Origin of the sequence: Candidatus Tisiphia endosymbiont of Parasteatoda lunata (assembly GCF_964030955.1) — a bacterium.
In the GTDB taxonomy this organism is placed as follows: domain Bacteria; phylum Pseudomonadota; class Alphaproteobacteria; order Rickettsiales; family Rickettsiaceae; genus Tisiphia.
This window is the reverse complement of record NZ_OZ035003.1, coordinates 976,311-995,369: the sequence shown is the minus strand read 5'-3', so window position 1 is coordinate 995,369 and position 19,059 is coordinate 976,311. Positions and strand designations below refer to the sequence as shown.

18 protein-coding genes, 1 tRNA gene and 4 pseudogenes are annotated in these 19,059 nt (G+C 31.7%); 16 read left to right on the top strand and 7 right to left on the bottom strand.

All coding sequences use genetic code 11. The features are described from left to right. Nucleotides 1–3 precede the first annotated feature (3 nt). The 5 genes from AAHN00_RS06190 to iscX all read right to left on the bottom strand — a co-directional run bounded on the left by AAHN00_RS06190 (nucleotide 4) and on the right by iscX (nucleotide 5,759). Nucleotides 4–948: a D-alanyl-D-alanine carboxypeptidase family protein gene (locus AAHN00_RS06190; protein WP_342272431.1), complete on the bottom strand. Its 945-nt coding sequence runs from the start codon at nucleotides 946–948 to the stop codon at nucleotides 4–6. Nucleotides 949–952: 4 nt separating this feature from the next. Continuing rightward, complete coding sequence (locus AAHN00_RS06185) at nucleotides 953–2,197, bottom strand: AmpG family muropeptide MFS transporter (protein WP_342272430.1); 1,245 nt, start codon at nucleotides 2,195–2,197, stop codon at nucleotides 953–955. A 10-nt stretch (nucleotides 2,198–2,207) separates the two neighbouring features. Next, nucleotides 2,208–4,814, bottom strand: coding sequence for an AsmA-like C-terminal region-containing protein (locus tag AAHN00_RS06180; protein ID WP_342272429.1), 2,607 nt, complete (start codon nucleotides 4,812–4,814; stop codon nucleotides 2,208–2,210). A 282-nt stretch (nucleotides 4,815–5,096) separates the two neighbouring features. Then, nucleotides 5,097–5,172: transfer RNA gene (locus tag AAHN00_RS06175), tRNA-Val, on the bottom strand. Between the two features lie 377 nt (nucleotides 5,173–5,549). Next, nucleotides 5,550–5,759, bottom strand: coding sequence for a Fe-S cluster assembly protein IscX (iscX, locus tag AAHN00_RS06170; protein WP_341747867.1), 210 nt, complete (start codon nucleotides 5,757–5,759; stop codon nucleotides 5,550–5,552). 267 nt (nucleotides 5,760–6,026) lie between these two features. On the opposite strand from iscX, the gene AAHN00_RS06165 reads away from it, so the two are divergent. The 5 genes and pseudogenes from AAHN00_RS06165 (at nucleotide 6,027) to AAHN00_RS06145 (ending at nucleotide 8,373) form a co-directional block, all read left to right on the top strand. Continuing rightward, complete coding sequence (locus AAHN00_RS06165; protein WP_342272428.1) at nucleotides 6,027–6,404, top strand: hypothetical protein; 378 nt, start codon at nucleotides 6,027–6,029, stop codon at nucleotides 6,402–6,404. A gap of 261 nt (nucleotides 6,405–6,665) precedes the next feature. Next, nucleotides 6,666–6,827 carry a hypothetical protein gene (locus AAHN00_RS06160; RefSeq protein WP_342271266.1) on the top strand — a complete coding sequence of 54 codons (162 nt, stop codon included), beginning with the start codon at nucleotides 6,666–6,668 and terminating at the stop codon, nucleotides 6,825–6,827. Continuing rightward, nucleotides 6,769–7,986: pseudogene (locus tag AAHN00_RS06155) on the top strand (IS256 family transposase). Before AAHN00_RS06160 ends, AAHN00_RS06155 begins: the two are co-directional and overlap by 59 nt. Then, nucleotides 7,970–8,101 (top strand): hypothetical protein, encoded by a 132-nt coding sequence (locus AAHN00_RS06150; protein ID WP_342272427.1) that lies wholly within the window; start codon nucleotides 7,970–7,972, stop codon nucleotides 8,099–8,101. The pseudogene AAHN00_RS06155 and the gene AAHN00_RS06150 overlap by 17 nt, the downstream one beginning before the upstream one ends. Nucleotides 8,102–8,214: 113 nt before the next feature. Next, entirely contained in the window at nucleotides 8,215–8,373 is a 159-nt protein-coding gene (locus AAHN00_RS06145; RefSeq protein WP_342272426.1) for a hypothetical protein, read from the top strand. Between the two features lie 24 nt (nucleotides 8,374–8,397). On the opposite strand, the gene dusB is transcribed toward AAHN00_RS06145, so the two are convergent. Continuing rightward, nucleotides 8,398–9,369, bottom strand: a complete 972-nt coding sequence (gene dusB / locus AAHN00_RS06140) for a tRNA dihydrouridine synthase DusB (RefSeq protein WP_342272425.1) — start codon at nucleotides 9,367–9,369, stop codon at nucleotides 8,398–8,400. A gap of 164 nt (nucleotides 9,370–9,533) precedes the next feature. Between dusB and ybeY the strand changes: the two genes are divergently transcribed. The 11 genes and pseudogenes from ybeY (at nucleotide 9,534) to AAHN00_RS06085 (ending at nucleotide 18,317) form a co-directional block, all read left to right on the top strand. After that, nucleotides 9,534–10,031: an rRNA maturation RNase YbeY gene (gene ybeY, locus AAHN00_RS06135; RefSeq protein ID WP_342272424.1), complete on the top strand. Its 498-nt coding sequence runs from the start codon at nucleotides 9,534–9,536 to the stop codon at nucleotides 10,029–10,031. Between the two features lie 3 nt (nucleotides 10,032–10,034). After that, complete coding sequence (locus AAHN00_RS06130; protein ID WP_342272423.1) at nucleotides 10,035–10,955, top strand: hemolysin family protein; 921 nt, start codon at nucleotides 10,035–10,037, stop codon at nucleotides 10,953–10,955. Further along, nucleotides 10,952–12,586, top strand: coding sequence for an ABC-F family ATP-binding cassette domain-containing protein (locus AAHN00_RS06125; protein WP_342272422.1), 1,635 nt, complete (start codon nucleotides 10,952–10,954; stop codon nucleotides 12,584–12,586). The genes AAHN00_RS06130 and AAHN00_RS06125 overlap by 4 nt, the downstream gene beginning before the upstream one ends. Nucleotides 12,587–12,625: 39 nt before the next feature. Next, nucleotides 12,626–12,955 carry a ribosome silencing factor gene (gene rsfS, locus AAHN00_RS06120; protein ID WP_341751565.1) on the top strand — a complete coding sequence of 110 codons (330 nt, stop codon included), beginning with the start codon at nucleotides 12,626–12,628 and terminating at the stop codon, nucleotides 12,953–12,955. 83 nt (nucleotides 12,956–13,038) lie between these two features. Further along, complete coding sequence (locus AAHN00_RS06115) at nucleotides 13,039–14,766, top strand: cation:proton antiporter (RefSeq protein WP_341748266.1); 1,728 nt, start codon at nucleotides 13,039–13,041, stop codon at nucleotides 14,764–14,766. Between the two features lie 8 nt (nucleotides 14,767–14,774). Further along, nucleotides 14,775–15,266 (top strand): SH3 domain-containing protein, encoded by a 492-nt coding sequence (locus tag AAHN00_RS06110; protein WP_342272421.1) that lies wholly within the window; start codon nucleotides 14,775–14,777, stop codon nucleotides 15,264–15,266. A 155-nt stretch (nucleotides 15,267–15,421) separates the two neighbouring features. Then, nucleotides 15,422–15,556: pseudogene (locus tag AAHN00_RS06105) on the top strand (IS6 family transposase); the annotation flags it as partial. Between the two features lie 53 nt (nucleotides 15,557–15,609). Beyond that, a complete protein-coding gene (locus AAHN00_RS06100) occupies nucleotides 15,610–15,810 on the top strand; it encodes a helix-turn-helix domain-containing protein (protein ID WP_342272420.1) in 201 nt (66 codons plus the stop codon). Nucleotides 15,811–16,214: 404 nt separating this feature from the next. Then, nucleotides 16,215–16,532: pseudogene (locus tag AAHN00_RS06095) on the top strand (DDE-type integrase/transposase/recombinase); the annotation flags it as partial. A 74-nt stretch (nucleotides 16,533–16,606) separates the two neighbouring features. Beyond that, a complete protein-coding gene (locus AAHN00_RS06090; protein WP_342270921.1) occupies nucleotides 16,607–17,821 on the top strand; it encodes an IS256 family transposase in 1,215 nt (404 codons plus the stop codon). A gap of 280 nt (nucleotides 17,822–18,101) precedes the next feature. Next, nucleotides 18,102–18,317: a hypothetical protein gene (locus AAHN00_RS06085; protein ID WP_342272419.1), complete on the top strand. Its 216-nt coding sequence runs from the start codon at nucleotides 18,102–18,104 to the stop codon at nucleotides 18,315–18,317. On the opposite strand, the pseudogene AAHN00_RS06080 reads toward AAHN00_RS06085, so the two are convergent. Next, nucleotides 18,297–18,977, bottom strand: a pseudogene (locus tag AAHN00_RS06080) (IS256 family transposase); the annotation flags it as partial. The gene AAHN00_RS06085 and the pseudogene AAHN00_RS06080 sit on opposite strands and share 21 nt — an antisense overlap. Nucleotides 18,978–19,059 lie beyond the last annotated feature (82 nt).

Genomic DNA, 19,059 nt, shown 5'->3' with positions numbered 1-19,059 from the left:
TTTCTATAGTTTTTTTCTGTTTCTTACTTTAAGATTTGTAGCAACTTTAGTTGATTTTGTTTTCTTACCATATGTTCTTGATGGTACTGTTGTCTTGACTATCAATTTATCAACCATAGTCTTATTATTTCTAGGTTGGTCAAAATGGGTATCTAATAGTTTTACCATTTGCATATTTCTAGACTCAGCAGATTTACCACCAGTAACAATAGCAACCAAAGATTTATTTTGTCTAGTTGCTGCAGTAATCAAGTTATAGCCGGCTGGAGTGGTATAACCAGTTTTCAACCCTTCAACTCCTTCATAAGTTTCATTTACTTTATTATGTCCTCGTACAATATTGCCTCTAAAAACAAAGTTGTTTCTAGAGAAGAAAGCATAATATTTAGGGAAATCTCGCTTAATAGCTATAGATAGTTTAGCAAGATCTCGGGCCGTAGTTTTCTGACAAGGATGATGCCATCCAGAAGCGTTTTTAAAATAAGTATCTTTCATACCAAGCTGTTTAGCACGAATATTCATCAAACGAGCAAAATTTTCTTCAGTACCTTTAATATTTTCAGCTACTACCATAGCTACATCGTTTGCTGATCTAATAATTAGCCCTAAAATAGCTTCTTTTACAGTAATAGTTTCTTTTTCTTTAAGCCCTAATTTGCAGGGCAACATTTTCTCTGCATTTTTTGAAACATATAATCTTTGATTCATTGATAACCTGCTAGATTCTACCGCTTCAAATAACAAATACAAGGTCATTAATTTTGTCAATGAAGCAGGGTATATTCTAGTAGTAGAATTTTTATCGTGCAATATCCTACCAGTATTGTAATCTACGACAAGACTTGTTTGAGTTGGCGAAGACACAAGTTTTTTTGCAGCATAAACAGGATTTAGGTTTGTACTGAATGTTATTACGCAAGTAAAAAATAGCAATAATCGTATTAACATAATTTTACGTTTTAGAAATCTTTTTATTAAGATAGAACAATATTATAACTCCTGGCAAGGCTAGAATTATTGTTAAGATAAAAAAATTATCCCAACCCAACATTTTTACTAGGCTACCACCATAAATGGTGACTGTGTTATTAAATAAAGTACTACTACTGCTGAGTAAAGCATATTGCGATGCAGAATATTGTTTATTACACAATATGCTAATATATCCAACAAGTGCAGTCATACCCATAGCAGAAGCAAAATTTTCTATAGTAATGGCAATAAACAGAGATTCAGAATTTACTGGTTGATGATTTAACCAAATAAATGCGAAATGCGTGATACTCTGTATAATTCCCGTTATAATCAGTCCTTTAAAATTTCCAAGTCGGTATACAACTATTCCGCCAGCAAAAGACCCAGCAACTGTAGCTAGTACACCATAAAATTTAGTAATCAGTGCTATCTGTCCCTTTGTATAACCAAGTTCCATATAAAATGGCATAGATACTACAGCAAGCATAGCATCACCTAATTTAAAGAATATTACTGCTAGTAAAATAGTAACAGCATATTTCCTAACAAAGAAGTCCTTAAAAGGGTTAATTACTATTTTTGTTAGTGATAATAAAGATAAAATATCAACATTTTCTCGTAATAATGTAGGTTCATTGACAGTAATTATAAAAATTGTTGCTACAATAAAAATTATACTCATAGCCACAAATGTAGCTGACCAATCACTTGTGGTTTCAGCAAAATATAAAGCCCCAGCTCCAGTAATCAGCATGCCAAGTCTATAGCCTAATACTGCCGTAGCACTTGCTATAGCTTGGGTTTCCTGATCAAATTTATCTATCCTAAGTGCATCAACACTAATATCAAATGTTGCTGACAAGAAACCAAGGCAAATAGTAACAAAATATAGTAAAGTTAATGATTCGTTAGGTAAAATTGTACTCATAGTGAATAGTACTAAAGATATTAGTATAGTACAAAGTATCAGCCAACTTTTTCTATGACCAAATTTCTTTAATAATGGTATATTAAAATAATCTACCAAAGGAGACCAAAAAACTTTTAGCGAATAGGATAGTCTTGCAACGGCAAAAGTGGTAATAATTGCAATATCAATATTAGAATCTTTAAGCCAAGCAACTAAGCTAGTGAATAATATAGCTAGTGGCATGCCACTAATTGCCCCAAGAACCAATATTTCGAATAGTCTATAATCTTTTAAAATTCTTAATAATAACATTTATTCTTCTTTAATTTATAGATTTCCTTCTGTTCTCTAAAGCCTTTCTTAGTTCAGTCTCGTCTGACGTTTTTATGGTATCTAATATAGTGCCTGAGGTTTTTATTGTAAGATTTATAGGTGTATTTTGATTACTAGAATTATTTAGATTAGGATTTAAGTCTGCTATATAGAAAGATAATATTGAAGATAATACCATATCCAAATTATATATATTTACAGCTAATGATGCAGCTCCGCTAGCATATTTTGTATTAAATACTAAGTCTTTCATTGTAACTATTCCATTTTTTAACTGAAGATTACCACGCAAATTATTCAATTCAGTTTGCCCTTGATACATAGATTTTGCTAAATCATCTTTTAAATACTTTAGACTATAGTCTTTATTATTAATTTTTTCTATCAATGAATCAACAGAGAAGTTACTAATCTTGGCATTTTTTACTACAAATTCTGATTGAGTGTTAAGCTCATACAATAATTCTTTTAAACTATTGCCATGAGTATCAAATGTTCCATTTATGCTCATTCCACCGTAATTGTCTAGTAATCCTCTTGGCAAAACATTAGATAATTGAGCTAAATCAATAGAATTAAGTGCATAAACAAAGTTCAGAGTATATGGATTTAATAAAATATTACCTTCTGCTTTTAATTTACCAGAAAGTAGATTTGCTTCAAGGTTATCGATCTTAAATAAAGCATTATTATTTGCTAAAGCAAGTTTAACATTTTGTAATACTAGATCATTCTGAATTATTTTTGATAATACACAATTTAATTTTAACTCTATTTTTTCTACGTCAAATTCATTCAATAAGTTATTTTGCAGATTAAGTAAAGATTTAGGGGTTAAAAAGTTAACATTAAGAGAACCATCATTTATTGTAATTGTTAGTTGTGGTTTAATGTTACTTGCTAACAAACTAGCACTAAGATTGATGTAATCACTATTGCCTCTTATATCAAGATTACTAATTCCAATATTACCTGGTGAGACATTTGCTAAGATATATGCTTTGCCAAATAAATTATTTCCTATCAGCAGATCATTTATAGTAATATCAAAATTACCTAAATAATCAGCTGTCCTAATGGGAATATATTTAGCTAAGTATGATTCATCTTTCATATTCTCTGACAAACTTTTAGCAAATTTGATCATTGGTGAGATTATCGGGTAATCGTCTCTATTTAAATCAATCGAAGAAAAGTCAATGGTCGCTATAAAATGCGGCATAGAACCAATAAATCTAGCTGTAATATTACCTGTAACTTTAGTGTTGTCAGTTTTTAACATAAGGTTTTGTAAATAGACATCTATTAAAGTTAGTTTTAAATCTGAAGATAAAATAAAAGCTGTAGGTTTTTTACTAGCTGCTTGTTTGTAACCTAAAGTATTCAACACAGAATTAAGGTCATTATATTGCAAGTAAATTGTGCCATCAAATATACTTCGTACTGAGTTTTGGGTTACATTACCTATCAATTGAAAACTGCCTCCAGATTTTATCATACTAGAGAAATCATTAACCACTAATACCCCTTTGTCTAAATTAAGCAAAATTTTGGTATTATTTAATACCTCATCGTTATTTAATATTATTTGATCAACTAAAATATCGGTTATAATTGATTTATTCTTAAAAAGAAACCTTAGCCCAAAGACTGAATTGCTAAATTGTTTAATATTATTGGATGAGGTAATCAGTGATCTTGCGTCTATCTTAGGAAAATATAATTTTATTGTACTAGTAACATCGTTACTTTTATTCAGATATATTGAGCCGTTACCTACTAGTGAATTAGACTCTATAGCTATATTTTCTAACTTAAGTAATTGTGGAGTAGGCAAAATATCAAATTTGATATTTATCTTTTCATTTTGATTAAATCTTCTAAATAAAGAATCTAAATCTGGCACTAGAATATGTAATATATCAGCTAAATTTTGTATTAAATATTCTGCTTTACCATTTATTAGTTTAGAGTCTATATAGGTTTCTAGCAAATGAAAATTATAATCATTATTAGAGATAGTAAGATCGAAATTTATTTGGTTGGCCTTTTTCTCAAAAAACCCAGATAATTTTCCTACATATCCTCCATCCCCTTTGAATGAAGTGCTATTAGCAATAGAGTTATTTTTAAATAAAGAGCAATTATTTAAAGTAAGAATAGGTTGGTTATTTTTATTTAGAATACTCAGATTTTTAACATTAAAATTTATATCCATTATATCATTGGTTATGAATGAACTAACTAGCCTATCATGGTTTATAATGTCAAAATCTTGTTCATCTGAATATATTGTGGCACTATATATGGTTACAGCACTAATTCTTGGTCTAAAAATTAATAATGACCATGGGACAAAGTAAATTTCTATATTTTCTAATTCTAACTTTCCTTCCTCTTTTATGTGATCAATAATCAAATAAGGTATGGGAAATTTAATTATTTTAATTTTTTTTAGATTCTGAGGAGAAATTTTTAATTCATTAACAAGACTATTACTGGCAGAAGTATAATCAACAAAGTTTACCTCAACTAATATAGTACATACTAACAACGAAATAGCAATAACAGTAAATATAATTACTTTTCTTATCATAAAATTATTATCTTCCAAGAACCAATATTACTAGGTATATATCAAAAACGTTAAAAATAAAAACTATATAATAAATATCTAACATGATGGGGGTAACAAACAAGGGGTAAGCGGACTAGGTGTACATTTTAACACTTTTGTAATAATTCCCTCCTCAAAACACTCGTTAAAGAGAGAAATTTTTTATACTCGTATTCCGGTAACTTTAGTGAAAAAACGGCATGCGACGGGAATACAGACTTTTTATTGCAATGATAAAAACCCTGAAATCCGAGAGATATATGGTGGGCGATGACAGACTCGAACTGCCGACCGTCCCGGTGTAAACGGGATGCTCTACCAACTGAGCTAACCGCCCCTTCTTTCAATTTAACGCAGATAATGCCCTATCTCCCCAAAAAAATCAAGTTATTTCTGTAAATTATTTAGATTCTATAGCTAATCTCAAGAAGGTCTGTCTAAGATACTCTAATAGATAGACCTTCTTGAGATTAGCTATAGATGAACTAGCATGCGGTACAAGTATACTGCTCGTAAATGAAGAGTTGGTAGACGATAGTATAACTTCAAGAAGAGCTAGGCAGTAGCAAAGTCGAGCAGCGTAGCGTACCATGAGTAACTAGGCAGCTTCGATCTTTGGTCGCGGGAACGCCAATTCTTGAAGTTCTACCTGAGTATACGTACATTCTCCGCAAGTATTTGTGATAGCTCTCCTTCAAAGCAGAAGAGTATATATTAATCTTCAAAATTACTATCTTTAATCTCTTTCCAAGCTTCGAGAATTTCTTTTAACACTTCTTTATTTGTTTCAATTTCGTGGTCATCAAAATCACTTAATGATTTTATTAAGTCCTCAAGATCTTTTAGTGTTAATTCAGATATATCCTCATCGGAATAATTTTTTTCTAAACTTATAGCAATTTCGTCAACATCATGCCAATGCATTATTTTTACCTAATTATTTCCATAGGCATTACTATTACCATCTAACCATTCCTCTACCAATTAAATAATATATTAGTGCAGGCTTAAATATAGTATATTATTAAAGGGGGTGAGATTATTATGCAAATATATCTGTAAAATTTAACTTAAAATACAATGAGGCTGTAAAATGCATCAATACTGGTGTAGAGATATAATTGATTTGTATAGATTTGTTTTTTTGTTTAAGATGATAGTCAATTAGATATTGAGGACTTTGGAGTATATATGGCAAAAACAGGTAAAAAAGAAAATAAGGTAAGGTTATTTAATATTAATGGTCATGTAGGTCAAAAGACTCAGCACAATATTATATTGGCTAATTCTTACTTAAACATACCAACTAGGGAGCTTAAAAATAACATTCAAAATGGCAAACTAAATAAAGATAATATAATAATTGAAATATTGCACGAAGTTAAACAAGGAGAAAAGCCTATACTTAATATTCAATATAATTCAAACATGGAAAAACCTATAGTTGATATAAATGATTTAGCAGCATTAAAAAAATCAGGTATTCAAACTTGTTTTACCTTTAGTAATTATAATGCATATAATCAAACTTTGCCATATTATAACTACTGGTCACCTGTTCTTACATAAGCCAATCACGTGTTTTTTACAAATGATAACGACCGAGATAATGCGATAGCTCATAGGCATGTAGAACAAAAAAGAACTTCTTACATTCCATATATCCCAGTTACAAATTTAGTAGAGTCGGAAATTCTAAAAAGACCTCCTAACATATTAGTGTCGGGGAAATTGCCTAGTTAACCACTCTGCACTGCAAGTGCAGAGCTTAATATTACGGCATGAATGCCTCATGTATGTACTAACTTAAAAGTTAGAAACTATTTGTGTATGGCTCATTTAGAAAGTGTCACAACACAAAAAAATATATCTGTGAAGTGTAAGATTTTGTTAAAAAATATCCTATCTTTTCTTGATAAGATATTTAAAATTTATGTTGAAACGACGCACTGCAAGTGCGGGGTTTTTCTCCCAAAGTGGGACAATAAATAATGATACAGATATATCAACATTACTTAAAGAGGATGGTTTATTAAAACAATTAACCAAACGGCTTGTAGAGAAGGCATTGCAGTCAGAGATGAATAATCATTTAGGATATGATAAATATTGTCATACTGATAGTGATAATGTTCGTAATGGTAGGAATGTAAAGAATCTAGTAACAAATAATGGAGTTGTAGAGATTGAGGTTCCAAGGGATAGAAGTAGTACATTTGAACCTGCATTAATTCCGAAGCGTCAAAGACGTATTGAAGGATTTGATGATAAAATAATATCATTATACGCTAAAGGAATGAGCTTATCTGATATTAAGATTCAAATGCAAGAATTGTATGGAGCTGACGTTAGCGAAAGTTTGATAAGTCAAATTACTGATGATGTAATTGAGGATGTCAAGATATAGCAAAGCCGACCATTGGATCGAGTATATGCTATAGTATTTTTTGACTGTTTAGTAGTAAAAGTACGTCAAGATAAACGAATTATCAATAAGTCTATATATGTAGCATTAGGTATTGATTTATCTGGAAGGAAGGATATTTTAGGATTGTGGATCAGTGAAAATGAAGGAGCGAAATTTTGGCTTGGTAATTTTACTGAGATGAAGAACAGAGGTATGCAAGACATGCTTATTGCTTGCAGTGATAATTTAACCGGTATGTCTGAGGCAATAGAAGCAGTTTTTCCGAAAACCGAACATCAATTATGTATTGTACATCAGATTAGAAATAGTTTAAAATATGTATCATATAAAGACCGAAAAGAATTAGCGGCTGATTTAAATCCTATATATACTGCTAGCACAGAGGAAGAAGCACATCTTGCTTTAGAATCTTTTGAAGCTAAATGGAGTAAACAGTATCCACAAATTGCTAAATCTTGGTATGTTCATTGGGAAAATTTAATGGTTTTTCTAGGATACCCTGAGGCGATAAGGAAAGTAATATACACAACTAATAGTGTAGAATCTGTCAATAGCCAATTACGTAAGGTTACTAAGAATAAACGGGTTTTTCCAAATGATAATGCCGTTTTTAAGACCTTGTATTTGGCAATTGATTATATGACCAAGAAATGGGTTATGCCGATTCCAAACTGGAACGCAGCTATGGCTCACTTTTTGATAAAATTTGAAGGTAGAATTTAAGCGCTATGAAAAATTTACACACTTAATTAGAAAGGCTCAATTAGTTAACCACTCTGCACTGCAAGTGCAGAGCTTAATATTACGGCATGAATGCCTCATGTATGTACTAACTTAAAAGTTAGAAACTATTTGTGTATGGCTCATTTAGAAAGTGTCACAACACAAAAAGAATATATCTGTGAAGTGTAAGATTTTGTTAAAAAATATCTTATCTTATCTTATCTTTTCTTGATAAGATATTTAAAATTTATGTTGAAACGACGCACTGCAAGTGCGGGGTTTTTCTCCCAAAGTGGGACAATAAATACCTATCCATCTCGTCCTACTGCATCTCCTCCTGCTATTAGGAACAATAGCCGTCCTAGAGCAGTTAGTCCTATCAGATAGTATTAGAGTTTTGGGGTCACTATATTAAAAGAATTTTCCATAAAATTCCATAATCTTTTCTTTAACCTGAATTGGATCAGTCATCATATTAACCCCTCCTCTGAATTCCGCTGAATTTGCTAAACCACTACTATACCAACCTATATGTTTTCTAGCTAACTGAACGCCAGTATCGTTTCCGTAATATTCTAGCATGGCATCATAATGATTTAGTATCACTTCTAACTGTTTTGCCATGGAAGGGGAGGGGAGTTCTTCTCCTGTTTCAAGATAATGGGCTATTTGAGAAATAAACCATGGTCTACCATATACTCCCCGACCAACCATTATGCCATCAGCACCTGATTTTTGTAAGCATTCCTTGGCTTTAGATAAGGAGGTAATATCTCCATTAGCGATAACTGGAATCTTTACCGCATCCTTAACTTGCCTTATAAACTCCCAATCTGCTTGACCAGAATAAAACTGACATCTTGTTCTACCATGGATGGTAATCATTTGTATACCAGCATCATAGGCTATTTTTGCTAAATTTGGTGCATTCTTAGTTTGATCATCCCAGCCAGTACGCATTTTTAAAGTTACTGGGATTTTTACCGCTTTGACCGTAGTCTCTAAAATTTTTGCCGCTAATTTCTCATTTCGCATTAAAGCTGAACCAGAATAGCCATTTACTACTTTTTTAGCTGGGCAACCAAAGTTTAAATCAACAATCTTGGCTCCCATATCCTCAATCGTTTTAGCTGATTTTGCTATTATATCAGGTTCACATCCAGCAATCTGTACACATGAACCAGTAGCGTCGTCTTGAATGATTGCACATCTTTGCAAAGATTGCATTGTTTCAATAATCATTGCCCTACTTGCTACCATTTCAGAGACTACCAAACCTGCACCAAATTTTCGTACTAATTTTCTAAATGGTAGGTCAGTGACCCCAGACATTGGAGCTAATATCACCGAATGAGGTAGTTGAATATTGCCTATTTTTATCATAAATATATTTTCATTACTTTAAGTAGCTTTTAATTATAGAATAATTATTATAAATTATAATAAGATACCACAAACTAATGCTATCACTAAGAAAAATTTTTAGTATTATCTGCAGGATATTGTTATATAATATTATTGAGCATTTTCAGCTAAGAAACTATATCATGAAAATCAATGTAGAGATTATTCGAGCTTGTCAAGATTGGAAAAATCAAAAATTTATCAATAAACTATTAGTGAAGAAGGTTGTTGGTGCTATACTGAGTAAATATAAAAATTTCAAGGGAGTTGCAGAGTTTGAGTTAGCAATATTACTGACTAATAATAATGAAATGTTAAATTTGAATAGCCAATTTCGTGGCAAAGCAAAAGCTACAAATGTACTATCATTTCCTGATATAGAATTAGACTTTCGGCATTTACTTGAATTTACTCCTAATGTACATTATATGTATTTGGGGGACATAGCTTTTGGCTATGAAATAATTCAAAGTGAAGCTATAAGTCAAAATAAAGCCTTTGGAGATCATTTGATCCATCTTTTGGTACATAGTATTTTGCATTTACTAGGCTTTGATCACCAAGATAACGAGGAAGCAGATATTATGGAAAATTTAGAAATAGAGATATTAAAGAGTTTTGCTATTGCTTCCCCATATTAGCTTTTGTTCACTTCTTTGAAAAAAGAAAACCTTGCATCTATTCATTCTAAAAGGGATATGCTGAAAAATTCTTCAAAAATTGTTACTCTTAAATCTTTTTTCTCTCGGCTGTTTTCTAAAGAGAAGCTAGAGGATAATTTTTATGATGCAATTAAAAAGCTAAAATCTAACAGTAAAAAAATGACGTTAGAAGAAAAAAAGATTTTTATGAATCTTCTGAAATTTGGTCATAAAACTGTAGAAGATGTAATGATCCCTAGATCTGATATTAAGGCAGTAAAATTAACTGCCAGTATAGATGAGTTAAGCCAAATGCTTAATACTAGAACATTAGTTTATGATGAAACTTTGGATAATATAGTAGGCTTTATTCATATAAAAGATTTATTCAAGATACTTATTACTAAGCAACTTATTACAAATCAAGAGTTGCAGCTAAAAAAAATAATTCGTAAACCTATCATTTCTGCTCCTTCAATGAAATTGATAGATTTACTAGCAAAAATGCGAAGAGATTGTGTACAGATCTCGATAGTTGTGGATGAATATGGTGGAACTGACGGTATTGTAACCATGGAAGATATTATGGAGGAGATAGTTGGCAGAATAGATGATGAGCATGATAAGAAATCGGATAATGATAGTTTTAGAATTATCAATAATAATACTATTTTATCAAATGCTCGAGTGAAAGTTGAGGATCTCGAATCAGCTCTAGGTGTGAAACTAAAACTTCAGAATGATGAATTTGATACAATTGGTGGTTTAGTCTTAGCAAAAGTAGGTAATGTCCCTTTGGTTGGTACTAAAATTGATATTGAGCAGCAGGTTGAACTTGAAGTAATTGATGCAAGCCCAAGATCACTTAAACAAGTTAAGCTGCAGTTAAAAAATGGTACAATATTACCTGATAATACCTTATGATTATTACAACTAATTTGGCCATGAGCTATGGTGCAAAAATATTATTTACTGATGTGAACTTGCATATTAAGAAAGGTAATAGGTATGGGCTTGTTGGAGCAAATGGTGCTGGTAAATCTACGTTCTTTAAGATTTTGCTTCAAGAGGAAGAGGCTAGTATCGGAGAATTTACCTGTGTCAAAAATGCACGTATAGGATGTTTAAAGCAGGATCAATTTCTTTATGAAAATACTTCAATTATTAATACCGTTATTGCCGGTAGAAGTGAATTATGGCAAGCACTGCAAGAAAAAGAAAAATTATTAGCAATTGATCAATGTGATGAGGAAATCGGTTATCGATTAGGTGAGTTGGAACAAATTATAGCTGACAATGATGGATATATATCAGAAATTTTTGCAGTTGAGTTACTGCTTGGTTTAGGAATACAAGAAAAATATCATTATCAACCTTTATCCGTTCTATCCGGCGGCTATAAACTTAGGGTGTTACTAGCACAAAGTTTATTTAATAATCCTGATATATTGTTACTTGATGAGCCGACAAATCATCTTGATATAGTCTCAATTTATTGGCTAGAAAATTACCTAAAACAGAAATTCAAAGGTGCTGTGGTATTTATTTCACACGATCTTGTTTTTCTTAATAATATTTCTACACATATTCTTGATATAGATTATGGTACTATCAAGATTTATACTGGTAATTATGATATTTTTGTTCGTGATAAACAGTTGGTTACCGAACAAAAACTTAAAGAATTCTCTCATTTAGAGAAAAAAATTGCTGTTATGCAGAGTTTTGTTGATCGGTTTAGAGCTTTGTCTAGTAGAGCTAGACAGGCTGCATCCCGAGAGAAACAAATAGAAAAAATGGAATTACCTGACATCCAAAGAAGTTCGCGTGTTAGTCCATATTTTAATTTTAAGCAAAAAAGACCATCTAGAAAATTAGCATTAAAAATTCAGGGTATTTCTAAAAGCTACGAGGATAAAAAAATATTAAATAATGTGAATTTTACTGTCTCGCGTGGAGAAAAAATTGTTATTATTGGTCCAAATGGTATTGGTAAATCTACTTTGCTTAAGATTCTTATTAATAAAATTTCTGCTGATTTAGGAAGTTATGAATGGCGATATGAAACTCAAATTTCCTATTTTGCTCAGGATCATCATGAATTACTAAATGAAAGTATGAGTGTTATTGATTGGTTATCCAACCAAATACCTACTGAGAATGATAATACTCTGCGTACTATATTAGGTCAATTATTATTCCGTAAAGATGAAGTAACTAAGAATATTTTAAATTTGAGTGAAGGAGAAGGAGCACGTTTATTACTAGCAAAAATTATATTGGAAGAAAGTAATATATTGGTATTAGATGAGCCAACTAATCACTTAGATATTGAATCTAAGGATATGTTAAAAAAAGCTCTAATTAACTACCAAGGAACTCTAATATTAGTAACTCATGATCGAGATTTTGCTAGCAACATAGCCACAAGGGTTATTGCTCTATCCCACCGAACTATCACTGATTTTAAAGGTAAATATCAGGAATATTTGCATAAGTATGGTAATGATTATTTGGATAGTAGTTGGGTGTTGGCAAATAAGAGAGTGAAATAGTATAGTAAACTCAGGTTACTTTAGCAATTGGAGATAATTATGATAGAAAATACTGAACTATTGAAAGAGTTTATGGTTAAATGTTTAGAAGAAAAAAAAGCAGAAGATATAGTAGTAATAGATATAAGACAAAAAACTACATTAGCTGAATATATTATTTTTGCAAGCGGGCGTTCAACTAAAAATGTTGGAGCAATTGCTGAATATTTAGCTTTAGAGTTAAAACATCAAGTTAATATCGATACTAATATTGAAGGACTTGGAACATCTGAATGGGTATTAATAGATGCTGGAAATGTATTAGTTAATATTTTCTATCCAGAAACTAGAGAGTATTTTAAGTTGGAAGAGATGTGGAGCAAAAAATAAATTAAAAATATTAGATTTTTTACTGAAAACTACTTAGTGTATTTAAAAAATAATGTATTAATACTTCTAGGGAAAAGGTGTAAATGGAAGAGCATATTCTTATCAATATTATAATTTTAATAGGAACAGCTGTATTTGTTGTAGCAATACTTAAACGCCTTAATCTAAGCCCAGTTTTGGGTTATTTAATTGCAGGAGCGGTAATTGGAGACCATGGATTCAAGATTGTAACATATGATCAAACAAAATTACTAGGAGAATTAGGAGTAGTTTTTTTACTTTTTGCTATAGGTTTAGAATTATCTTTTGAAAGATTAAAGGTAATGAGGCGGTATGTATTTGGTCTTGGCTCACTACAAGTGTTAACTACAGCTATAGTGATTGCTGCCGCTGTTGTACTAATCAGCGGTAATAGTAGTGCTGCAATTATTATAGGAGGTGGTCTTGCTTTATCCTCAACTGCCCTTGTTATGCAAGTTATTGAGGAAAGCCGTAGCCAATCAACTCAACTAGGTCGTATATCCCTAGCTATCTTGTTGTTACAAGATTTAGCAGTTGTGCCATTGCTAGTTATGGTACCACTATTTGCTAGCAATAGTAAAGATTCGTTAGCGATAGCTCTAGGAACAGCTTTGCTTAAGGCTATCATAGCACTACTTGCAATATTTGTTGCAGGTAGAGTATTACTAAGACCTTTATTTGGGTTAATTTCATCGGACAATGGCGATATAAACGAACTACCAATTTCCATGACTCTATTGGTAGTTCTCTCTGCAGCTTGGGCCACGGAATATTTTGGTTTATCACTTGCTTTAGGAGCTTTTGTTGCAGGTGTTTTGGTTGCAGAGACAGAATTTCGGTTGCAAGCTGAAGAAAGTATATACCCTTTCAAAAGCTTATTGCTAGGGCTATTTTTTATGAGCGTTGGAATGAATATTGACGCTCAAGAAATATACGCTCAAATATCAACTATACTAACTTGTTCTATTGCCTTGATTGTAGTAAAAACACTAATTATTGCCGCCTCTTGCATTTTATTTGGTTTTAATAAAGGAGTAGCCTTGCATGCAGGTTTATTATTATCACAAGGTGGAGAATTTGCTTTTATCTTATTCGGTCTTGGTAAAGAAACTCAGGTTATTAGAGAGAGTACGGCTAATGTTCTGTTATTAGTGGTGACATGTACTATGGCACTAACTCCATTACTGGCAATTTTAGGAAGAAAACTTGCTGAAAGACTTGATAAACAACTTGGCAAGACTCCAATACAAATTATAGAACTTGGAGCAAGAGATTTAACAAACCATATAATAATTGCTGGTTTTGGTAGTGTTGGTAGAATGGTAGCATTAGTATTGGAAGCTGAAGGAATCAATTATATAGCACTAGATGTTAATGACGAGATTGTAAAAGCAGAAACAGCTAATGGCTTTCCAGTTTTTAAAGGAGATGTATCACAGATTGATACGCTAAAAGCTGTGGGAGCAGAAAGGATTTTAACTCTAGTACTTACAATGAATAATAGTGTTACTATCAAAAAATCTCTTCGAACAATTTCAAGTCATTTTCCAGATCTTGAAGTTATTGTAAGATTAAAGAATCTAGAGAAGGCTAGAGAATTTTATGATGCTGGAGCAACAACAATCATACCAGAGAATTATGAGACGGGGTTACAGCTTGGTGGAACAATTTTAAAATTTATTGGTCTTAGTGAATATGAAATAAATCGTATCAAAGGGCAATTTAGATCAGGTAATTATGTAATAGCTAAACGAGATGATGCTTTGCGTGAATTAGAAGAGAATGATTAAGAATAACCATGGCAATCAAGTTACTAAAGCAACAGTCATATATTTTGATTATAATCTTGACCATTACACCTTTACTAACGATAGCTGATAATCAGAAATTGCCGATACCTAGATTTGCCTCAATAAAGGCTAATGAGGTAAATGCTAGAGTTGGTCCTTCGATAAAAACACCTATAGAATGGGTATTTGTTAAAAAAGGTGAACCCATAGAAATTATTGCAGAATATGAACAATGGAGGCAAATTCGTGATATAAAAGGAGAAGGAGGCTGGGTACATTCAAGTGTATTGTCCGGTAAAAGATCGGTGATTGTGGTAAGTCCTGAATTAGTAGCTCTGACTCAAGTAGCTAATGATCAACATAAAATTGTTGCAAGAGTAAGTAATTATGTCCGTTGCCTACTTAATAAATGCAAACCTGATTATTGTCAGGTGTGCTGCAAGAATTATACTGGATGGCTACCTAAAACAGTATTGTGGGGAGTATATAAGGATGAATAATATACACCATAGTATACTGCTCGTAAATGAAGAGTTGGTAGACGATAGTATAACTCAATGATAGGTAAGCCACTAGTTTGACTAGTGAGAGGTTCTGTCGCATATGTTGGACAATAGAAAAAAGATTGATATAATGATCTAAAAAAGATGTTAAGATGTTTCGTATTACTGCAAGATTATTATCATATTTCAAAGGATTTTGTTCTTCACCAGAAATAATAATGTTATTTGTCTATATGAAATGCCGATTTTCTTTAAGTTATCGAGATTTGGAAGAAATGATGAGTATACTGCTCGTAAATGAAGAGTTGAATGAAGAGAAGAAAGAAGCTAGAATATGATAATGGGAGATATTTTAACATCTGAACAAAGAACGGGACTGAAGTCACGTCATGGTAATGAACGAGATAGGAGAGTATGTGACCGAATTAAGGCAGTTTTGCTGTATGATAAAGGTTGGAGCTATGGAGAAATAGCAGAAGCATTGCTGTTAAGTAAAGAAGCTATAAGAAAGCATGTAAGAGATTATCAAAAATTTAGTTAACCACTCTGCACTGCAAGTGCAGAGCTTAATATTACGGCATGAATGCCTCATGTATGTACTAACTTAAAAGTTAGAAACTATTTGTGTATGGCTCATTTAGAAAGTGTCACAACACAAAAAGAATATATCTGTGAAGTGTAAGATTTTGTTAAAAAATATCTTATCTTATCTTATCTTTTCTTGATAAGATATTTAAAATTTATGTTGAAACGACGCACTGCAAGTGCGGGGTTTTTCTCCCAAAGTGGGACAATAAATCATCATGCAAAAATTCTCTAAAAATCATCTTTTTGTACCAAAAATTTAAATCAAAAAAATTAAACTCTCAAATTTTATACAAGAATTTTTGGCTAAGGTATTAAATTTTGAATTTTTCTTAATTTTTAGCACTTTTGACGGGGAGACTAGATAGTCTTGGTAATACTGTAGACTTTCTGCTACGTAAGCATAGAGACAAGCCTGCAGCACTTGCATTTTTTCGTAAAGCCTTTAGAGAGAATAATTTTCCTGAGAAAGTAGTAATTGATAAAAGCGGTAGTAATACGGCTGCTCTTAATGATTTGAATACAGAAGTTCCTAAAGATTATAAAATTAAGGTTATTCAGACCAAATACCTGAATAATCTTGTAGAACAAGATCATAGGTTTATCAAAAAACGTACAAAGCCAATGCTTGGTTTTAAGAGTTTTCATTCTGCAGAAATGACTATTACCGGTATAGAAGGCTCTGTACAAATAAGTGTGTAAATTTTTCAAAGGTTATATAAAAATATAATATAACAAAAGGAGAAATTATAATGCACCAAAAACAAAATGAAGCAATGAATCAAGCGATAGATTTATTAATAAATAATGATACAGATATATCAACATTACTTAAAGAGGATGGTTTATTAAAACAATTAACCAAACGGCTTGTAGAGAAGGCATTGCAGTCAGAGATGAATAATCATTTAGGATATGATAAATATTGTCATACTGATAGTGATAATGTTCGTAATGGTAGGAATGTAAAGAATCTAGTAACAAATAATGGAGTTGTAGAGATTGAGGTTCCAAGGGATAGAAGTAGTACATTTGAACCTGCATTAATTCCGAAGCGTCAAAGACGTATTGAAGGATTTGATGATAAAATAATATCATTATACGCTAAAGGAATGAGCTTATCTGATATTAAGATTCAAATGCAAGAATTGTATGGAGCTGACGTTAGCGAAAGTTTGATAAGTCAAATTACTGATGATGTAATTGAGGATGTCAAGATATGGCAAAGCCGACCATTGGATCGAGTATATGCTATAGTATTTTTTGACTGTTTAGTAGTAAAAGTACGTCAAGATAAACGAATTATCAATAAGTCTGTATATGTAGCATTAGGTATTGATTTATCTGGAAGGAAGGATATTTTAGGATTGTGGATCAGTGAAAATGAAGGAGCGAAATTTTGGCTTGGTAATTTTACTGAGATGAAGAACAGAGGTATGCAAGACATGCTTATTGCTTGCAGTGATAATTTAACCGGTATGTCTGAGGCAATAGAAGCAGTTTTTCCGAAAACCGAACATCAATTATGTATTGTACATCAGATTAGAAATAGTTTAAAATATGTATCATATAAAGACCGAAAAGAATTAGCGGCTGATTTAAAGCCTATATATACTGCTAGCACAGAGGAAGAAGCACATCTTGCTTTAGAATCTTTTGAAGCTAAATGGAGTAAACAGTATCCACAAATTGCTAAATCTTGGTATGTTCATTGGGAAAATTTAATGGTTTTTCTAGGATACCCTGAGGCGATAAGGAAAGTAATATACACAACTAATAGTGTAGAATCTGTCAATAGTCAATTACGTAAGGTTACTAAGAATAAACGGGTTTTTCCAAATGATAATGCCGTTTTTAAGACCTTGTATTTGGCAATTGATTATATGACCAAGAAATGGGTTATGCCGATTCCAAACTGGAACGCAGCTATGGCTCACTTTTTGATAAAATTTGAAGGTAGAATTTAAGCCCTATGAAAAATTTACACACTTAATTAGAAAGGCTCTAATTTTACCATGAATTCCCCATCAGATTCAAGTCTATTAATCTCTTGCAACGCCTTATCTTGACTGCTAATTGTCGGTGGTTCATTACCGGTAACTAATGAATCAGATTTTAAGGTTTCACCAACCCGAACTAGTTAACCACTCTGCACTGCAAGTGCAGAGCTTAATATTACGGCATGAATGCCTCATGTATGTACTAACTTAAAAGTTAGAAACTATTTGTGTATGGCTCATTTAGAAAGTGTCACAACACAAAAAGAATATATCTGTGAAGTGTAAGATTTTGTTAAAAAATATCTTATCTTATCTTTTCTTGATAAGATATTTAAAATTTATGTTGAAACGACGCACTGCAAGTGCGGGGTTTTTCTCCCAAAGTGGGACAATAAATCTACTAAAGCTGGCGAGTAGAGTCAATCATTTAATTTGTGTAAGTTCATTTTTTATTTTCCAATAAATCATATTTAAAATCTCCACAAAGTATTTCAAATTGATTTAAAGCTAAAGACCAATCTTTAATAGGCATGGTCCATTTTTTGGCTGCATTTTGTAGGGATAAAAATATTATTTTTTGAATTGACTTATCATCTGGAAACACCCCCTTATTTTTGATAATTTTTCTAATTTGACGATTTACAGATTCTATAGTGTTAGTAGTATAAATTACCTTTCTGATCTCTTCAGGAAAGGCAAAAAACGGTATTATCCCAGACCAATTACGTTGCCAAATATCAGAAATTACCGGATATTTTTTATCCCATTTTACACCAAATTGCTGAAGTTTTAAACGTGCCATTTCGTCATTATTAGCTGTATAAATTTGTTTTAGATCTGATGTGACCTCTTTTAAATCTTTATATGACACATACTTTACTGAATTGTGAACCATATGTACAATACATAATTGTACTATAGTACTCGGGAATACACTGCTTATAGCTTCTGGAAAGCCCTTTAAACCATCCACACAAGCAACATAAATTTGTTCAATTCCTCGATTCTTTAACTCAGTAACTACTTGCATCCAAAATTTAGCACCTTCATTTTTGCCTATCCAAATGCCAAGTAACTCCTTTTTCCCTTCTATATTTACAGCAAGTGCTAAATATACTGCTTTATATAATGGACTGAAAAAATTAGACAAAGAAGCAGGTATTTTTGTTTCTCAATAAGTATAGAATAATAAATAAAATTAAAGA